Annotated in this window: 16 protein-coding genes and 2 pseudogenes; 2 read left to right on the forward strand and 16 right to left on the reverse strand. The window is 60.5% G+C overall.

Annotation, left to right across the window (positions count from 1 at the left end):
* The first annotated feature begins 72 nt into the window (after positions 1-72).
* Complete coding sequence (gene istA / locus QY049_RS19380) at positions 73-1,563, forward strand: IS21 family transposase (RefSeq protein WP_128929730.1); 1,491 nt, start codon at positions 73-75, stop codon at positions 1,561-1,563.
* Positions 1,560-2,402 carry an IS21-like element helper ATPase IstB gene (istB, locus tag QY049_RS19385; RefSeq protein ID WP_128955095.1) on the forward strand — a complete coding sequence of 281 codons (843 nt, stop codon included), beginning with the start codon at positions 1,560-1,562 and terminating at the stop codon, positions 2,400-2,402. Before istA ends, istB begins: the two co-directional genes overlap by 4 nt.
* A gap of 706 nt (positions 2,403-3,108) precedes the next feature.
* Here istB and QY049_RS19390 read toward each other — a convergent pair.
* From QY049_RS19390 to QY049_RS19465, 16 genes and pseudogenes are all read right to left on the reverse strand, one after another.
* Entirely contained in the window at positions 3,109-3,831 is a 723-nt protein-coding gene (locus QY049_RS19390) for an LrgB family protein (RefSeq protein ID WP_128929732.1), read from the reverse strand.
* Positions 3,828-4,205 (reverse strand): CidA/LrgA family protein, encoded by a 378-nt coding sequence (locus QY049_RS19395; RefSeq protein ID WP_128929733.1) that lies wholly within the window; start codon positions 4,203-4,205, stop codon positions 3,828-3,830. Before QY049_RS19395 ends, QY049_RS19390 begins: the two co-directional genes overlap by 4 nt.
* A 273-nt stretch (positions 4,206-4,478) precedes the next feature.
* A complete protein-coding gene (locus tag QY049_RS19400; protein ID WP_128929734.1) occupies positions 4,479-4,868 on the reverse strand; it encodes an aldehyde dehydrogenase family protein in 390 nt (129 codons plus the stop codon).
* Between the two features lie 160 nt (positions 4,869-5,028).
* Positions 5,029-6,036, reverse strand: coding sequence for a PAS domain-containing protein (locus QY049_RS19405; RefSeq protein ID WP_128929735.1), 1,008 nt, complete (start codon positions 6,034-6,036; stop codon positions 5,029-5,031).
* Positions 6,037-6,168: 132 nt separating this feature from the next.
* Positions 6,169-7,581 (reverse strand): pyruvate kinase, encoded by a 1,413-nt coding sequence (gene pyk, locus QY049_RS19410; protein ID WP_128929736.1) that lies wholly within the window; start codon positions 7,579-7,581, stop codon positions 6,169-6,171.
* Between the two features lie 105 nt (positions 7,582-7,686).
* Entirely contained in the window at positions 7,687-9,465 is a 1,779-nt protein-coding gene (locus QY049_RS19415; protein ID WP_128929737.1) for an FAD-dependent oxidoreductase, read from the reverse strand.
* A 36-nt stretch (positions 9,466-9,501) separates the two neighbouring features.
* Positions 9,502-10,326 (reverse strand): phosphoenolpyruvate hydrolase family protein, encoded by an 825-nt coding sequence (locus tag QY049_RS19420; RefSeq protein ID WP_237867295.1) that lies wholly within the window; start codon positions 10,324-10,326, stop codon positions 9,502-9,504.
* The gene (locus tag QY049_RS19425) at positions 10,319-11,572 is read right to left on the reverse strand and encodes a Tm-1-like ATP-binding domain-containing protein (RefSeq protein WP_232995598.1); all 1,254 of its coding nucleotides are present in this window, start codon (positions 11,570-11,572) and stop codon (positions 10,319-10,321) included. Before QY049_RS19425 ends, QY049_RS19420 begins: the two co-directional genes overlap by 8 nt.
* 218 nt (positions 11,573-11,790) lie before the next feature.
* Positions 11,791-12,648, reverse strand: a pseudogene (locus QY049_RS19430) (IS66 family transposase); the annotation flags it as partial.
* A gap of 79 nt (positions 12,649-12,727) precedes the next feature.
* Positions 12,728-13,981 carry a group II intron reverse transcriptase/maturase gene (gene ltrA / locus QY049_RS19435; RefSeq protein WP_128955096.1) on the reverse strand — a complete coding sequence of 418 codons (1,254 nt, stop codon included), beginning with the start codon at positions 13,979-13,981 and terminating at the stop codon, positions 12,728-12,730.
* Between the two features lie 214 nt (positions 13,982-14,195).
* Complete coding sequence (locus QY049_RS19440) at positions 14,196-14,330, reverse strand: hypothetical protein (protein WP_256436599.1); 135 nt, start codon at positions 14,328-14,330, stop codon at positions 14,196-14,198.
* A 202-nt stretch (positions 14,331-14,532) separates the two neighbouring features.
* A pseudogene (locus tag QY049_RS19445) lies at positions 14,533-15,342 on the reverse strand (IS66 family transposase zinc-finger binding domain-containing protein); the annotation flags it as partial.
* Between the two features lie 45 nt (positions 15,343-15,387).
* Positions 15,388-15,582, reverse strand: coding sequence for an IS66 family insertion sequence element accessory protein TnpB (tnpB, locus tag QY049_RS19450; protein WP_128929738.1), 195 nt, complete (start codon positions 15,580-15,582; stop codon positions 15,388-15,390).
* Positions 15,583-15,615: 33 nt separating this feature from the next.
* Positions 15,616-16,842, reverse strand: a complete 1,227-nt coding sequence (gene ltrA / locus QY049_RS19455; RefSeq protein ID WP_128929739.1) for a group II intron reverse transcriptase/maturase — start codon at positions 16,840-16,842, stop codon at positions 15,616-15,618.
* A 561-nt stretch (positions 16,843-17,403) separates the two neighbouring features.
* Positions 17,404-17,595 (reverse strand): IS66 family insertion sequence element accessory protein TnpB, encoded by a 192-nt coding sequence (gene tnpB, locus QY049_RS19460; RefSeq protein ID WP_206733208.1) that lies wholly within the window; start codon positions 17,593-17,595, stop codon positions 17,404-17,406.
* Positions 17,596-17,618: 23 nt separating this feature from the next.
* Positions 17,619-18,020 (reverse strand): transposase, encoded by a 402-nt coding sequence (locus tag QY049_RS19465; protein WP_128929741.1) that lies wholly within the window; start codon positions 18,018-18,020, stop codon positions 17,619-17,621.
* Between the last annotated feature and the right edge of the window lie 269 nt (positions 18,021-18,289).

Below are 18,289 nucleotides of genomic sequence, written 5' to 3' on the forward strand. Positions count from 1 at the left end.
GACCGCACTCGATCACACGCCAAAGGGTCAGAAACTTCTTGCATTGCGGGCGGCAACCACAGAAGGCTGTACATGACCTACCGACTGACATTGTCTCCCGAGGCCGCGGCGGCCAAGGCGGGGTTCTCGAAAGCGAGCGCGTATCGGATCGAGGACGATTTGCGCCTGCCATCGCAGAAGAAGGTGCCGAGAGGCCGGCGACGGTCCGATCCGCTCGTGCCCTATTGGGACGCCGAGATCGTTCCGATCCTGAAGGCTGCGCCCGGCATCCGCGTGATCGGCGTGCTGGACGAGCTGCGCCGTCGGCATCCCGACCTCAACCCCAACATCCGACGCACGCTGGAGCGGCGCATCAATGCCTGGCGGGCGCTCAATGGCCCTGAACAGGACGTGATCTTCCGCCAGGAGCACGAGCCCGGTCGTCTGGGTCTGTCCGACTTTACCGATACAAGCCCGCTCGGCATTGCCATTGCTGGTGAGACGCTCGATCACCGGCTCTACCACTTCCGGCTGGCGTTCTCCGGCTTTGAGCATGCCCATGTCGTGCTCGGCGGCGAAAGCTTCGTCGCCCTGGCCGAGGGCTTGCAGAACGCCCTGTGGGCGCTCGGCGGCGTTCCGCGGGAGCATCGCAGCGACAGCCTGTCGGCAGCATTCCGCAATCTGGCGGCCGACGCGCGGGAGGATCTGACACAGCGCTACGCCGCGCTGATGGGCCACTACGGCATGGCGCCAACGCGCAACAATGCGGGCATTGCACACGAGAACGGCTCGATCGAGAGCGCGCACGGTCATCTCAAACGAGCGCTGGAGGATGCGCTGTTGCTGCGGGGCACGCGCGACTTCATCAGTCTCGATGCCTACCGGGCTTTTGTCGACGAGATTGTCGGCCGGCGCAACGCCAACCTCGCTAAGCGGATCGCGCTCGAAAAGGAAGCACTGGCGCCACTGCCGAAAGGCCGCACGACCGACTTCGAGGAGAAGGTGATCCCGGTGACGTCGTCAGGCGGCTTCATCCTGCGGCGCGTGTTCTACACTGTGCCTTCAAGACTGATTGGCCATCGCCTGCGTGTGCGCATCTTCGACGACCGGCTCGAATGCTTCCTCGGCGTCACGCCGGTCGGGACGCTGCGGCGCGGGCGGCCTGTGTCGGAGAACCACGGCGGGCATGTCGTTGATTATCGGCACGTCATCCATGCCCTGCGGCGCAAGCCGATGGCGCTCGTCAATCTCGTCTATCGCGATCAGCTCTTCCCGCGCGCGGCTTACAAGCGCCTCTTCGAGACCTTGCGGGAGCATGGCGACGACCGGCGCGCCTGCAAGGTGACGGTCGAGCTTCTGGCTCTGGCCCATGAGCGAGCCTGCGAAGCCGAGCTCGCCGAGGCGATCGCGACCGCTCTCGATGCCGGACGGTTACCCGATCTTGCGGCATTGCGCGATCGCTTCCGACCCGAGGCGGCCTCGATCCCGAGTGTCGCCGTCAAGCTGGCGTCGCTCGACGTCTACGATGAGCTGGCCTCCGTCAGCGTCGTGTCGGCCCACTCGAACCTGGGAGGAGCAGCATGACCAGCGGAGCTACCTCCATCGATGCCGCCCGCGTCGAGCTGCTGCTCAATGAGTTGCGCCTGCCCGGCGTCAAGGCGATCTGGCCGAAGCTCGCCGCGCAGTCGGACAAGGAAGGCTGGCCCGCCGCCCGCTTCCTTGCGGCCCTTGCCGAGCACGAGGCAGCCGATCGCACCCGCCGCCGCATCGAACGACACATGGTGGAAGCGCGTTTGCCCGCCGGCAAGACGCTCGCCACGTTCGAGTTCGAGAGCGTGCCTATGCTGTCAAAGGCACAGGCGATGGCGCTCGCCGCCGGTGACGTCTGGTTGAAGACCGGCGCCAATCTGCTGCTGTTCGGTCCACCCGGCGGCGGCAAGACCCATCTCGGCGCAGCGATCGGCCTGGCTCTCGTCGAGGACGGTTGGCGCGTTCTCTTTGCACGTACCACTGATCTGGTGCAGCGGCTGCAGGTGGCCCGGCGCGAGCTGGCGCTGGAGTCCGCAATCGCCAAGCTTGACCGCTACGACCTCCTGATCCTCGACGACATCACATATGTGAGCAAGGACCAGGCGGAAACCAGCGTATTGTTCGAGCTGATCGCCTCCCGCTACGAGCGACGCTCGCTGCTGATCACGGCCAATCAGCCATTTGGCGAATGGGGGCGTATCTTCCCCGATCAGGCGATGACACTGGCGGCGATCGATCGCCTGGTGCACCACGCCACGATCCTCGAGATGAACGTCGAGAGCTACCGTCGAAAAGTTGCTCTCGATCGCAGGCGCGGTCCAGGCCGGCCGCCGGTTCACGCCACTCCAAATGAACTCGAGAAGGCGGTGACTGACGCTGGCAATGCCGCTTGATTGTCGCGCAGCGTCAATCAAGCCTTGCCAAGCCCGCAGCCAGCGTCAATTATCTTCTGACTCGGCCGCCTCGTCTCATCTTGATTGACGCGCCGCTCTCATCCTGATTGTCGCGCCATACCTGCATACCTGCGATATCCCCGCCGGTCTTATACTTTCCAATTCTGCCATGGAAGATCAAATCCCTTGTTGAGGACGATGTAGTTGTCACTCTCCGGCTCGTGCGAGTCCGATGAAGTGCGTGCACTCCGGGCGGCAAACGGGCAATGGCGCGACACCTCCAGGCCTTCAGCCATCTCGTGAGGACTTGTCGACAAGATCGGACAGCTTCAGTTGGAACTGTCGCCGTCGGAATCCCTGCAAACCGTCCCTGACGGCGAGTAAATGCGTCCAGCACTATGGCCGTATGGGCGGGGGCGATAGCCAACGACAGCTTCCGTGGCGTCGGGCGCTGCATGGTACCAATCGTTGCCCACGAGTAGTAAATTCAAATTGCAGGCTTGTGTGGCAAATATCCGGTTCAGGAGGCAGCCGCACTTGCGCTCACAGCGCCGGGGCGTCCATTCCTACGCGATTGGGTTCAAGGAACCTATTCTGTGAGTGCGTAGGGTGGACTGCCCCGGCCCAGTGAAGATCGGGCCAGTGACGCTATCAACCATCAAGATCGATAGCGAGCTAGTGCGGAGCCGATACAAAAACCCGACGCTCATCTCATTAGCACTGTGAGCGCTAGCGGTACGAGGAAAGATGTGATTAGTGCGTTTAGGCTCATAGCAATTCCAGAAAACACGCCAGCCACCTCGTCCACCTGAAATGCTCGCGCGGTGCCGATCCCGTGCGCGGCGATTCCTGCCGCAAAGCCACGAGCCCGAAAATCGGTGATGCCGGTACGGTTCATCAATCGCGTGACAACGGTCGCTCCCATGATCCCGGTGAGGATGACCGCGACTGCCGTCAGAGACGGATCCGCCTGCAGCGTTTCGCTGATGCCCATTGCGACCGCGGCCGTTACCGACTTCGGGGCAAGGGACAGGATCACCTCGCGAGGCAGGCCGGCAGCCTCCGCAAGCAGCACAATCGAGAAGACGGCCGTGACCGAGCCCGCAACGAGCGCTGCCAGCATCGGCACGATCGAGGCAAGGACAATCTTGCGATTTTCGTATAGCGGGACCGCGAGCGCGACGGTTGCCGGGCCGAGCAGGAAATGCACGAACTGCGCTCCGCCGAAATAGATCGCATACGGCGTGCCAGTTGCGAATAGAAACGCGCCGATGATCCAGACCGCGTGCAGCACGGGATTGGCAAGGGCATGACGGCGAAGCGCAAGCGACACGGCATCCGCGATTGCATAGACCAGCAAGGTGACCGTCAACCAAAGCAACGGGGATTGCGAGAGATAGACCCAGAGGGAGAACGGATTGTCCTTCACGGTGCCTCGCTGAACAGCCGACTGATAAGGCGGAACGTCAGAACCGTCGCAAGCAAAGTCACCATGACCGAGACAGCAAGGATCAATATTATAGCGAGCCCGTGCGTCGCGAGGAGATCGAGCTTTTCCACGACGCCAATGCCGGCTGGGACGAACAGGAGCGACAGATGCTTGAGCAGCCCCTTGCTTGCTGTTTCCACGCCGCTATTTCGTAGTGGGCCTCGAGCGATGCTTGAAAATCTGTCACGGGCAAGCAGCAGAATCAGCAAGAGCAGGAGCCCGAGCACGGGACCTGGCAGCGGTAGGCCGAGGCCCCGGGTGATGACTTCGCCGGCGAGTTGGCAGAGCAAGATAAGACTGAGACTTGCAAGCATGAAACACCCTGAGCGGCACATTCATATCAGGAGGAGCTACCGAAAAATTGTCCATGGCCGCGTGGTCGAGAACCGACCGCCCCTTCTTCGATTTGCTCAAGTCCGAGACGGCTTCTGACCACATCAGGTGCTCGCCCGGATCACGAACTTAGTACTGAGATATCCCTCGATTGCTTCCACCCCGCCTTACGAACCGTAGCTGGAATCCCTGATGTTTCCGAACGGGACTTCTGAAAGCGCCAAGCTAGGTATTTGATGGACACCATACCGCTTTCAAGCGGTCGGCCCCGAAGGCACAAGCCGTCGATTGGCCTCCTCGGCGACCTCGTCGTAGCTCTTGAATGCAATGATCTGGCGCGAGCGGCCAAACGACTCTTCATTCATGATACACGCCTCGGGCGAGGTCCCCGTCAGGACCGTTGACTCGACGAAGAACCCTTCGTTGCCAATGCGCTTGCCATCGGTCTGCAAGAATGCGCCGCGCTGGACTGACAGCGCCGGCAACGAAGCTCTCCATCGCATCGGCCAGCCGCGAATTGGCGAGTTGTCCCCCATTCGCGTATCCTTCTCGAACACATTTCCGACCTTGATGCGCCAAGCTTCTATCGTAGTTCGCCAAGTCGGCCCTTCTCGCCACATTTCAGACCTTTCTTGATAGGGCATTGAATTCGAGCAGCAGGCAATCCGCTATGCCTTCACCATGGCTGCGACCACCAGGAAGGAATGAACGCGTTCTCTGAGAAGCGTTCGCCGAAGTTTCGGGGTAGCTAGACGAGAAAGAGAGCTGGGGAGTAGTCATCAGAGGCCGTTGGGTCTGCACCGGCTATCGCGGCCGGACACCGGGCTTGCCAACCACAGGGAACGTAAATTCGATTCCCGCTTCAGAAAACGTCTTCCGCAACGTTTCCATCAGCTCATCAGACATCTGGGGAGTGTCATTGTACTCCTCCAGCCGCCGAATGACCGCGGAAGACACGCCCGCTCGCTCCGCTAGCTCCTTTACCGACCAGTTTAACATTCCACGCGCTGCACGCAGTTGCCTCCCCGTGACCTTTGAGGCCCCTCTTCGCTCCCGCGCGAGTATATCATGGTGTGCGTCGCTCCACGTGCCGAGCCATTCTCGAACGCCACCCTCGCTGTTCTTGAGGGGCACCGCCGCGCCCTGGTGCCAGCGATAGATGCCGTCCGGCCGGCGCAAGCGACATTCGACGTTATAAGGCTGCGCTGTCTCGACCGAGACCGCCCACTCTCTTAGAGCTGCCTCGCGGTCATCCTCATGGATGAGACCGATCCAGTCCTTGAAACGTGATCCATGATCTTCGGCAGTCTCTAGCGCATTGGAAACTGCAGTGAGGCGACCATCGCTACTGCTTGTCCATGGGAAACCCCGACAGATCTCAGCCAATGCCCTGTAGCGCTCCGCTTCTACTTTGAGCGCGTCCAAGAGATTGCGCTGTTCAGTGATATCGCGCGCGAGCCCAAGAATGCACTCTGGTTTGCCGGCCTCATCGAGCAGCGGTTCGGCCCGGCCGTGGATCCAGCGCAAAGTTCCGTTCGGACGGATGACACGAAATTCACCCTCGAGCAACGATCGATTGAGCTCCCGTGCGCCGAAACAGCGCATGCTGCTGCGGTCATCGGGATGAATCCTTTTCTCGATTTCCGCGTATGCTGGCGTAGTTCGACGCGGATCCAGCCCAAATAGCTCATAAAGGCCACGGGACCATTGCATCTGGCCGTTGCCGTCGCTGCGCCACAGTCCGACAGAGAGCTTCTCTTCCAAGAATGGAAGGACATTTGCAAGGCTGAGGCCGCTCTCGAAGTCAGGCAATGTGAGCTCCTGGCCGGACCTGGGGCCGAGTTCGGTGCATCTCGCGCGCGATCATCTTTGACGCCTCGCCCTCCTCCCGACCGCAACCAAGACGCCTCGCCCGACGGTTCACGGCAAATGACCTTGTCCTTCTTAGCAGGCAGCCACGCGGAGATTGTTTGTCGCGCCTCTATGTCCGAATGGCAGGCCAAAAACCACCACCGCCAGGTCGCCCGACCGCGCATAACCTTCCCGCTGGGCCGCCACGGCGGCGATCTGGGTTATTTCCTCATAGCCAGAGGGATCGCTGGCCACCACACTGTGTACGCCCCACAACAGGCACATGCGCCGCGCCACGTTTTCATCCTGCGTCAGAGCAAGGATCGGAACCGGCGGCCGCTTGCGCGAGATGCGGGCCGCGGTCGTCCCGCTGGCTGTGAAGCCGACGATGGCTTTGGCCTCGATGGTGGCTGCAAGATCTGCACCCGCGGCAGCGACCGCATGCGGAGGCGTATTCTCCTCGTCAACTCGTGAGGCCTCAATCAGGGACCGGTAGAGACGATGCTGCTCTGTACTCCTGATGATGCGATCCATCATGGCGACGGCCTCGATGGGATAGGCGCCGCTTGCCGATTCGGCTGACAGCATCACGGCATCGGCGCCATCATAGATGGCGGTCGCAACATCTGAGGCTTCCGCGCGCGTTGGCGTCGGCGCCGCCACCATAGAGTCGAGCATTTGGGTTGCGACGATCACGGGCTTTGCGGCCAGCCGGCAGGCGCGGACGAGTTCTTTTTGCCGGCCAGGCACGTCTTCTGGGGGGATTTCGACCCCGAGATCACCGCGCCCGACCATGAGAGCGTCTGACAACTGAATGATATCGTCGATGCGATCAAGCGCCATGGGCGTCTCGATTTTGGCGACGAGGCCCGCTGCTTCACCAATGAGGGCCCGCGCCTCGATCAGGTCTGAAGGCTTCTGAACAAATGACAGCGCAACCCAGTCGACACCGAGCTCCAGGCCGAAGGCGAGATCGGCGCGATCTTTCTTGGTGAGGGGCGAGATATCGAGCGACGCCCCCGGCAGGTTTACGCCCTTATGATCGCGGATCGGGCCGCCGACAATGACGCGCGCGACCATTTCGCGATCGCCCGGTCTTTCGACGCTCAGGCGCACACGGCCGTCGTCGATGAGCAGCTTTTGGCCTGGATGCGCAGCTGCAAATATTTCCGGATGCGGCAGAGGGATTGCCTGCTTTCCACCTCTTGCTCCGTCGAGGACAAAGCGGACGCTCTCTCCAGCATGCAGGCATAGCTTGCCCTCTTCAAGCAAGCCGATCCGGATTTTCGGGCCTTGCAGATCCTGTAGCACTCCGATGGGACGGCCGAACTCTTGCTCGAGCGCGCGGATCGCCGAAAACGCGCGCGCGTGGTCGTCTTGGCTGCCATGGCTGAAGTTCAGGCGAAAGGTATCTGTGCCTGCAAGATAGAGATCACGGATTTTGTTAGCCTCGGTTGTGGCCGGACCGAGGGTTGCGACGATCTTGGCGTGGCGCGAACGACGCATCAAAATTGAATCCTGTGCAATGGGCTACGTTAGGGATCGGCGCTCATAGCTGTTGCCAATACCGGGTTTATCACGCGCCTCGCCCGCGCCATTCCCAAGTCGACATCACGCTCCCGAAGCGGCAGCAGCTTTCTCTTGCTGCGTCGAGGAAACGATACTGTTGACGGCCCGGTACGCGAACACAATGGCTGGCCCAATGGTGATGCCTGCTCCGGGATAGATCCCACGCATCGGGGAGGTCATGTCATTGCCGCAAGCATAGAGTCCTGGAATTGGCCTTTCCTGACCGTCCAATACCTGCCCGCAAGTGTCGGTTGCCAATCCGGTTGCAGTGCCGAGCGTTGCCGGAACGATTGGGAGTGCGACGAACGGGCCGGTTTTGATTGGCCCAAGGTTTGGGTTCTTCTTGCCCACGGCCGAATCGCCGAGCGTGCGATTGAAAGCCGATTCACCGCGATTGAACAGCGGATCGCGCCCCTCAGACGCATGCGCGTTGTGTTCTTCGACAGTCTTTTGAAGCGCGGCGGACTCCAATCCCAGCTGCTTCGCAAGCTCTGGAATCGTCCGGGCGACCTTGATGTAGCCAAGGCGCGCATATTTCCCGATGCTCAAGGTCCATGGCCATGGCAGCAAATGCCCCATCCCTCTCAGCCGTACGAAGTCGTGGTCGCAGATGAAATAGAACCGCTTGTCTGCCGGATACCCACCGTTGAACATCGCCAAGCAGATGTCGTGATAGGAATTGGATTCGTTGACAAAACGCTTTCCATCTGGCCCCACGGCAATGACGCCGGGACGGCCGCGGTCGAGCCAGCCGTAGGGAACGACTTGCGAGGAACTGCCGCTCTTCAGAATCGATACGGGCGTCCAGAAGCCGGCAGAGGCAACATTGTTGTCGATTGCCGCTCCGAGCCTTGTCGCAAGAGAGATGCCGTCGCCTGTCGCATCGGGATGGGCGAGCGTGTCGTCGTGCTGGTGGGGGCCACTGAGCTCGGCTCTCAATTGCGCGTTACGCGCAAACCCGCCCGTTGCGAGGATCACCCCATGGGAAGCGCGCACGCGAATCTCGGAATCGGCCGACTTAACGACCGCGCCGGTGACGCGGCCTTCTTCCTTGATCAACTCTACGAGCGGGGATTCCGGCCATATCTCGACGCCGTACTTGCGCAGGCTCACAAGCAAGCGCGCGATCAGGGCGTTGCCTCCGCTGAGCTCGGTGCCGCGCCTGTGGCCAAGCCGGTCACGCGCGTAGCGGCTGACGCGGCGCAAGACGTGCCTGAGCGAGGCAAAGGATTGAAACGGATTGAGGAAGCTTCTCACCTCGCTCGATGAGATCATCATTCCGCCGAGCACAACGCGGATGGGATTGCCTATCAGATCGAAGTCGCTGCCAAGAAGCCGTCCGTCATAAGGCGCGGGGCTCAGTGCCCGGCCCTTATCGACTCCGCCGACCTGGCTTGAATGGTAGTCGGGGGCCGAGGCCAGCGTGAACTTGACTTCAGTCCCGTTCTCAAGGGCGGCGAGCGCAGCCGGGCCGTCCTCGAGATAGGCATCAACAAAGCCTGACCGGTAATATGTGCCAAGTTCATGTTGCAGGTAGGTCTTCGACTTCGCAAGCGAGTCGTCGATCTTCGCCGAGCGCGCTTGGTTCGAGCAAGGAACCCAGATCATTCCATTGGAGAGAGCTGTCGTGCCGCCAAGCCGCGCCGACTTTTCGCAGACAGTGACGCGCAGTCCTGCCTTTGCTGCATAGAGCGCAGCCGAAAGCCCGGCCGCACCACTACCGACCACGAGAACGTCGGTTGCCCAATTGTGCTCCGGCCTCCCCTCTCGGGCGAGTGCGACGGTCTTTCCCTTGCCTGATTGGCCCATCGGGTTATTCATTCGAGCCTCGCTGCGAGTGTTCTCTTGGAGCTGACGTCAGTGATGCCGCGGAAGCGGGACGGCTTTGAACTCCTCAGCCGCCGCCTTCACTGCCCGTTCGATCGGGATTCTTTCGATGGACGAGGCGCCAACGAAACCCACGCATTGCGTTGATCGGTACACCACGATCGTATCCTCCGGCTCCGCGATTGCACCGCCATGGCAAAGCAGGATCACATCGGAGCGCACGCTCCTTGCGGCGTCGCTGATGTCGTTGATGCGCCTGATCGCCTCTTGGATGGGCTGTCCTTCCTCATGGCCGACGAGCCCGCCTCGGGTGGCTCCTACGTGAGGGACGATGCAGTCCGCACCTGCGCCCGCCATCGCTTTGGCGTCGTCAGGGCTCGCGACATAGGCAAGCGAGAAGATGTCCTTCTTGCGCGCAGCCGCGATCATCTCGACTTCGCGTTCGAAGCCTAGTCCGACGCGCCCGCGGCGATAGCGCCATTTGTCGCCCATCGTGGAGATGGTCGGATAGTTGATTACGCCGGAGAAACCGGCCGACCAGAATTTGTCGAGCAGGGCATCAAGATCGAGCCGGAGGGGATCCCATGCCTCAATGCCGCCGATCACGGGCACCGAAGAAACGACGTTGCGGACTTCCGAGGCAAGTTCGAGCGTGCGCGCATTGGAATCGCCGATCCGGCTGGTCGGAAGTCCCATTAGGCGCGACAGCCCGGTGCTGTAGACGACCAGCATGTCCGCGCCCCCGAGCACTGCACATTTCGCAACCAGACCACAGCTGCTGCCCGCGGCAAGAATGGCTTTTCGCTCCGCCACCTGGTTTGCGATCTTGGCCAGGATTTCGGTTCGCTCAAACATTCGCATCGCCATCAGCCTTCTTGCCCAATTGCTTGAGGATCCATCTCGCAGCCGCCTCCGCAAATTCGGGATCGTTGATGTGACAGTTCAATTCGCGGACCGTAACCTTGGGCGGCAGATTGTCCTTAAGCGCATCGAGCCACGCGCGGTCCGCATCAGGATCTCGAAAGATGCCGCCGTCGCGGTCATAGTCGGAGACGCCTTTTGCCGGCCAAAGGACCATGACAGGCCCTTCTGCCAACGACAGCCGCTGGGCCGTAAGCCGGCCGATGCTCGTATTCTCGGCGAGGGTTGTGCGCATCAGCGTCGTGTACGGTGTATGGGAGTAGAATAGCCGGCCGCGAAATTGATCAGGAACGCTGGATGGCGCACCAAAATTGACCATGTCCACCGCGCCAGGCGCGATAACATGCGGTATTGATTGCTCTGCCGCTCCCTTGAGCCGATCCGGCCCGGCGCTCGCGGTGCCACCCACGATTTCGTCGGCGAGTTCGGTTGTGGTCAGATCAATCACAGCATCGAATTCGCCGGCCGCGATCAGCTGCTCCATCTTGCGGCCGCCCGCCCCGTTTGCAGGAAAGACGATCGCGTCGACCCCGGCCTTGCCGAGGCGCCCAACGCACTGAGTTGCCGCCGGCGTCGTCACTCCGAAGGCCGTGATCGCAACGATCTTCGTCTTTCGCGCAGCTTTGGCGGGCGCATAGCGCATGGCGGCGATGGCCTGTCCTGCATTCTGCAAGACCCGCTCGGTAAACGCATTGATCCCGAAGAGATCGACCAATGTCGGATAGAGCATGATGTCGTTGTGGACCGCCAATTCGGCGAGAAGTGCTGGCCTTGCGCTGCTCACGAGCAGCTTGGGAAAGCCATAAGGCAAATCAGATACGACTTCGCCGAACACCGCACTCCCCTTCCCACCGGCGACCCCGACGATCGCGCCGATGGCCCCTGATGCCAGCAGATCGCGAACTTTCCCGCGTGTTGTTGCGGCGATTTCTTTCAAGAGCTCGGCGGGCGAGGCGACGCGAACGCTATGACCGCCTGCTTGATTCGTCCGGGGCGCAATCTTCGAGGTGCCGACGTCAATCAGGACGGTCTTGCGGCCACACTTACAGATGATATCGGCCAAGTAGGAGACTTCGCGGCCCTTGGTATCGAGCGTAGCCACAATCGCGACTGCGTTCGAAAGCTCGGACAGGCTACCATCCCGGACCGCCCCCTGGCCGTCCGTGCAATGGTGAGACACGATTTTTCTCCTAGATCATTCTGACCAACGCGAGGTCTAGACCGAGCGGGATCGGCGTATAAGACCGCAAAGCGTCTAAGTGGGTAAGATTGGGTAGCCTCCTCCCGAAGTTCGAGCTACGTGCGCGCGGGCTTTTCAAGTGTACGCATACGACGAAGGCCGCCTGATTGACGCATGCGCGCGAGCACGGCGAGTTCTACGATGGCGTTGCGTGAAGGTCAGGCGGCTTGCTGATCGGCGGACTTGCCGGCTTGGTGCAGGAGCTTCCATTCCCAGGGCAGCAGTTCGCGCAGACGCGAGGTGGGAAGATCGGCGATCCGGGCGAGGACGTCGGCGAGCCAAGCCTTGGGATCGACGTCGTTGAGGCGACAGGTCGTGATCATCGTCAGCATGATAGCGGCACGGTCGGCGCCACGTTGGCTGCCAGCGAAGGTCCAGTTGCGCCTTCCCAAGGCAATGCCTCTCAATGCACGCTCAGCGCAATTGTTGGTCAAGCAGATCCTGCCATCGTCGAGGAAGCGGACGAAGTCGTCCCAGCGCTTGAGCATGTAGTTCATGGGCTTCAGGACCTCGGCGGAGCGGGAGAGGCTTTCTCGCTCGCGGAGCAGCCAGGCGTGCATGTCGTCGAGCAGCGGCTTGCTCCGCTCCTGGCGCACAGCACGCCGCTCGTCGGCACCACGGCCGTTGATGGCGCGCTCGATCTCGAACAGGGCGTCAAGACGCCTGACCGCCTCCAGCGCGATCGGGGAGACCGGTTTGCCCTTGCCTTCCCGGGCGGCTTTCTCGATGTCAGCCAGCTCGAAGAATCCCCGCCGCGCATGGGCCAGGCAAAATGCCGGCGTGATCGGCATTGCTTTCCTTTTTGGATCGAACAACGGCTCGAAGCCGCCATAGCAATCCGCCTGCAGAATGCCGGCGAAGGCGGCCAGATGCCTCTGAGGATGTTCGCCCCGTCGGTTGCCCGAGGCATAATAGACCGCCGCCGGCGGCGCAGGCCCGGCGAACGGCCGGTCATCCCGCACATACGTCCAGATCCGGCCGGTCGTGCATTTGCCCTTCGCCAGGATCCGGATGGTGGGGTGAGTAGGCCGGAGGGATTTCACCTCCAGCCTCTCGCAGAACCGGGCGTGAGACTCTCGCCTCACCCGGCTCCCATCAGGCAATCTTGCCGCCATCGCCGAGTTGCCAATGCACAAAGAGCCTGCGGTTCTCACGCGCGATCTTCTCCAGGAAGAGACGCGCGCGTCCTAAACGGTGATGGAAGCGCTTGTACTTTCGCTTCAACCAAATACCTAACGTCTGGTTGATGTAGCGCGCCAGCGGATAAAGCGCTGAGCGGGTGTATTGCCCATAATAAGCGATCCACCCCCTAACCATCGGGTTTAGCTCGCGAGCAATATCGTCCAGCGTCACCTCGGCTCGCCTGCGAAGTTTCAAGCCTCGGACCTTCGCCCGCATGGCGTTCAGCGCTGGTTTGCTGACCGCCGGGGTGAACCCACAGAACATCTTCTGCGAATGCGGCCCCAGGACCGATCGTGGCCGGAAGCAATAACCGAGAAAGTCAAACATGACCGTCTCGCTTTTACCTCGGCGTCGATCATCCTTGCAGTAGACGATCCTCGTCTTCGTAGGATGCAATTCCAGATGGCACTCCGCCAGCCGAGCCTGGAGCGCTTCGCGAACGCTTTGCGCCTCCATCTCATTCCGATAATGTACCAACCCGTCATCCGCATACCGACACCACCTGAGATCGGGGAACGTCCGCGCCATCCAGAGATCAAATGCATAGTGCATGAAGAGGTTGGCGAGGATCGGGCTCACCACGCCCCCTTGTGGGGTGCCGCGGCTTCGCTCGATTATCGTTCCATCCTCTTGCACCATCGGCGCTGTCAGCCATCGTTCGATGTAGAGCAGCGCCCATGCGCACGTCACATGTTTCCGGACGGCCCGTAGCAACAACTCGTGGTCGATATTGTCGAACAATCCTTTGATGTCGAACTCTAGAAACCAATCATACTTCCAGCACCGCTGTCGCGTGACGCCTACGGCATCGAGAGCCGATTTTCCGGGTCTGTAGCCATAGGAATCCGCCAGAAAGATTGCGTCAAGAGCCGGCTCAATCAGTTGTTTAACAACTGTCTGTGCCACGCGGTCCGCCACGGTGGGCACCCCGAGGATCCTCTGGCCTCCACTCTTCTTTGGAATGGAGACAGCCCGAACAGGCGGCGGGAAGTAAGCGCCTGAACTCATTCGATTCCAAATCTTGTAGAGATTTCCCTTCAAGTCGGACTCGAACTGCTCAATCGTCACTCCGTCGACACCGGCTGCGCCACCATTGGATCGCACCTGCAGATATGCTTCGTACACCTCTCTCTTGTCGATGTTGAACGGCTTGCTCGGCTGGTTCATCGACGTCCTCCTGTTGCCAGTTGCGACGATGGCCAGCCCACCTGATCCGATCCCTTCGCTCCGGCCCCATTACGAGCCTTCGTCGCTAATACGGATCGGTCCGTCCCAGTGCTCCGCGTCGGTAATCTCGCCTCGCGGTCTTCTCCGCTTGTGCTTCTCCCTTTCCATCGGAGCGACTGGTTCCTGCAGTTCCGCGGCAGCGCCTGCATCCGATTCACGCCCCCTCAACGCCGGTCGCCGCCCGCCCGGTCATCAGGCTCCCGGCGGGCTCATCCCAGAGGGACGACACACCTCTGGTTTTGACGACGATTTCCACGTTACGACGGTTCATCGGCGGGTTCATTTTCATTCGTCTCTCGGACGCGTATCCGTTCGGGTCTCCCCCGACCGTTAGCTTCAACGCTCACGACCGCGCCTCTTAAGCGAAGCCGCTTGAAGTGATTTGAGACCTACTCCTGAAAGTCGATCCCGAGGGGCCTACCCTCATCGCTGCCACAGCTTGCGCGCACAGATTTTCAGATCATTTTGATCATCCTTTCTGTGTGCTTCTGCAGAACACTGTCATCGCCGTGCAGCCGCTCGGCGGCGAGGACATGGCGCTCAATCAGCTGGAACAACGGCATGACGGCGAAGGTTCCGTGGCCGACCTGGTCGGCCAGCGTCGACAGCGGCAGGTCGATCCGCTCAGCCTTGAAGCGCACGCTCTGGCGATTGAGCGGGATATGCATGCCGAACTTGTCGAACAGCATTGTCGCCAGCAATTGCGGACCGATGAAGCCGCGCGGCGTGGCATGGAACGGTGCCGGCGGCTGGCTTATCTTCTCGCAATCACGGCAGGTGAACTTCTCGCGTACCGTCTCGATGACCTTAAAGCGACGCGGAATCTCCTCCAGCGTCTTGGTCACATCCTCGCCTAGCTTCGCAAGGCGCGATCCACCGCAGCAGGCGCAGGTCGTTGGAGCCTCGATAACGACGCGCTCACGTTCGATGTCGTCCGGCCACGGCTTGCGCACCGGCCGCTTACGCGTGAAGGCGCTTACGCTCTGGGTTTTTGCGGCGGCAGCCTGCGCAGCCAGCTCATTCTCGGTCGCCGTGGTGGCGAGTTCTTCGAGCTCCAATTCCAACTGCTCGAGTAGCCGCGCCGTGCGCTCGGAGCGCAGCCCGTGCAGTTCGCGTTTGAGCTTCTCGATCCGTAGCTCAAGATGAGCGATCAGCACCTCGCTGTCCGACAGCTCCGCCCGCGCGTTGGCGGCATCCGCGACTGCCACATCGCGTTCAGCCTGCAACGCCTCGCGCTCGGCCAGCAGCGCAAGGTAGGCGCTCGCGAGATCCGACGGAAGATCGTCCGGCTTCGATGTCATGAAGCCATTGAATCAGATCAAGCCGCAGATTCAAACCAAAAACGGCTATCCGACACGCGTCGGACGATGAGTTTCTTGAGGGTTGCGCCAATCGATTCCGGACAACAGGTAGCTCATCTGAGCCGATGAGATCGTCACCGCTTCGCCCGCAACCGATGGCCAGACGAACCTTCCTCTCTCAAGTCTCTTAGTGAACAGGCATGCTCCCTGGCCATGGTGAGTCGGCCCCGGGAGTTGCACCCGGAGCCGCTCTCCGAACCGTACGTGACGCTCTCACGTCATACGGCTCTCAACAAGTAACGAAGCAGAACCTAACATCGTCCAATGAGCGAACAGCTTCGGCCTACGGCAGCGGATCAGCCTGAGCCTGGTGGAGGCCCTGACTTTTCCATTCTTCAGCCCTTTGTATTTGCGTCGCGCCCAGCGGTTTAGAGATTCGTCGACGTATCGATACAGGTTATGCATTTCTGACCGCCCATATCTGCCGTAGTACTGCATCCATCCACGAAGGACGGGGTTCAGTTCCAAGGCGATTGCGTCGATTTCCGTCTGCGAGCGAAGCCTGAGCCGGAGCTGCCGGATCGTCATCCGCATAGACTTCATTGCCGCCCTGCTGACCGCTGGCGAGAACGTACAGAAGTTTTCTTTCTTCTGATGGTTTCTTGCCCTGCGCGGTCGAAAGGTAAATCCCAGAAAGTCAAATGACTGACTGGCATGGCTACCCGGGCGATTGCTATCTTTGCAGTAGACGATCTTGGTCTTGTCGGGATGCATTTCGAGTTCGCATTCCCTGAACCTCGCCTGCAGCGCCGCCTTGATGGCTTCCGCTTCAGCCTTGGTTCGGCAATGTACGAGCCCGTCGTCCGCGTATCGACACCACGGTGACTGCGGGAAGTTTCGCGCCATCCATATATCGAACGCATAATGCAAGAACAAATTGGCAAGGACGGGACTGATCACGCCGCCTTGGGGTGTACCCCGGTCGCGAGCGGTGATCGCTCCGTCTTTGCCTTGCATCGGCGCTGTTAGCCAGCGTTCGATGTAGAGCAGAGCCCATTCGTCTTGCACATGCTTCCTGACGGCTTTCATAAGCAACTGGTGGCTGATATTGTCGAACAGGCCTTTGATGTCGAACTCCAGCACCCAGTCCATCTTCCAGCACCGTTGCCGGGTGATGCCGACGGCGTCCAGCGCGGCTTTTCCGGGCCGGTAGCCGTAGGAATCGGGAAGGAAGATTTTCTCGAGTACTTGTTCAATCTGAAGCTTGACGACCGTCTGCGCCACGCGATCTGCTACTGTCGGCACGCCTAGAATGCGTTGTCCGCCGTTCTTCTTGGGAATGGGGACAGCCCGAACGGCAGGTGGAAAGTAGCTGCCAGAAGACATTCGATTCCAGACCTTGTAAAGGTTGCCCTTGAAGTCCTTCTCAAAAGCTTCGAGCGATACCTTATCCACGCCGGCCGCGCCCGCATTGGCTTTGACCAGTTTGTAGGCCTTCATCACTGTCTGCTTGTCGATATCGTACTGCTTACGTCCGGTTACACTCACATGTCCTCCTGCTCATCACAGTTGCATATGGGCGCAACCCACTTGTTTCGGCCCCTTCGCTCCAGTTCCATTACAGCACCTTCATCACTACTACGAGCCGATCCGCCCCAGTGTTGTGCTTCGGTACTCTCGTCTCGCGGTGTGTGCCGCTTGAACTTCTCCCTTGGCATCACAACGACTGGTTCCTGCAGTTCTCTACAAGAGCCTGTATCCAGATCGCGTCCCCTAAACGCCGGTCGCCATCCGCGCAGTAATCCAGGCGTCTCACGGATTGATCTCAGGGATGGCACGCGCCCCTGATTTTGGCGACGCCTTAGTAATTTTCGACGCGTCATCGGAAGATTTGCTTTCGCTCGCCTTCTGGATACTTACCTGCCCCGTAAACCCGGGACTTTTGCAACACTTGCTGATGACCGCGCCTTTTAAACGAAGCCACAGTGTCGTGGTTTTGCACCTGCGCCTGGAACGCCGATGCAGGAGGGCCGTCCTCCATCTCTCATAAAGCTGTACGCATCAAATTCGGTTATTCACCTCCTTCATGCTCTGCAGCACACCGTGCCAGATCACCTTCACAAGATCGCTGCGGCGACCGCGGAAGACGAACAAATGACCGCTGAGCGGTTCTTTGCGCAGCACCTCCTGAACTTGGAGGGCCAGCGACAGGAAGCCTCTGCGCATATCCGTGTAGCCTGTCGCCAGCCACACTCGCACATTCCCTGGTACAGCAATCATCGGCGTCCAAGCACATCGAGGACCCGCGCCAGCGCCTCCGGATCGACGTGCGCATCCACCCGGATGCACCGTCGGTTGCCGAGATCGATCTCTATCAATCCAGTACGTGCGGCTGCCGCCGAGCGAACTCGGCCATCAACCGTAGGCAAAAGCTTCGCAGTTTCTTCAGCCGAGGCCGCTACGGCGGCGATCTGCACCGGCGTAAAAGATGGTGCAACTTGTTCCGATGTCCGTGCTTGTCGACGCCAGGTAAACACCAGGCTGGCCGCTACTCCGTTGCGCCGCGCGACTTCAGTTACCTTCGCGCCCGGTACTAGCGTCTCCTCGACAATCCGTGCCTTGTCGTCCTGCGACCAACGCCGCCGCCGCTCAAGCCCGCCCAAAACTTCGACCCGCATCGCCTGATGACCTTAAAGCTAGACTTAAGGTCACACGCTTCGCGAATTACCACCCGTCACGCAAGACGGTCCTCGTCGGAGGCGTACTTTCAAGTGGACGAGAATGTCGGCTCGCTTCGAACGCAGAATGGGGCCCAGCGCGCCTGTGAGCCCGTAGCGGGCGCGTCAAGTTGCTGAGGTCAAGTCAGCAAACTCCGCTGCTGGAGTTTTCCAAACAGCCGCTCAAATCTAGGGAGAAGTCAGCCGAACCGGTCTACGATTAGCGTCGG

Source organism: Bradyrhizobium sp. WYCCWR 13022 (assembly GCF_030435535.1).
In the GTDB taxonomy this organism is placed as follows: Bacteria; Pseudomonadota; Alphaproteobacteria; order Rhizobiales; family Xanthobacteraceae; genus Bradyrhizobium.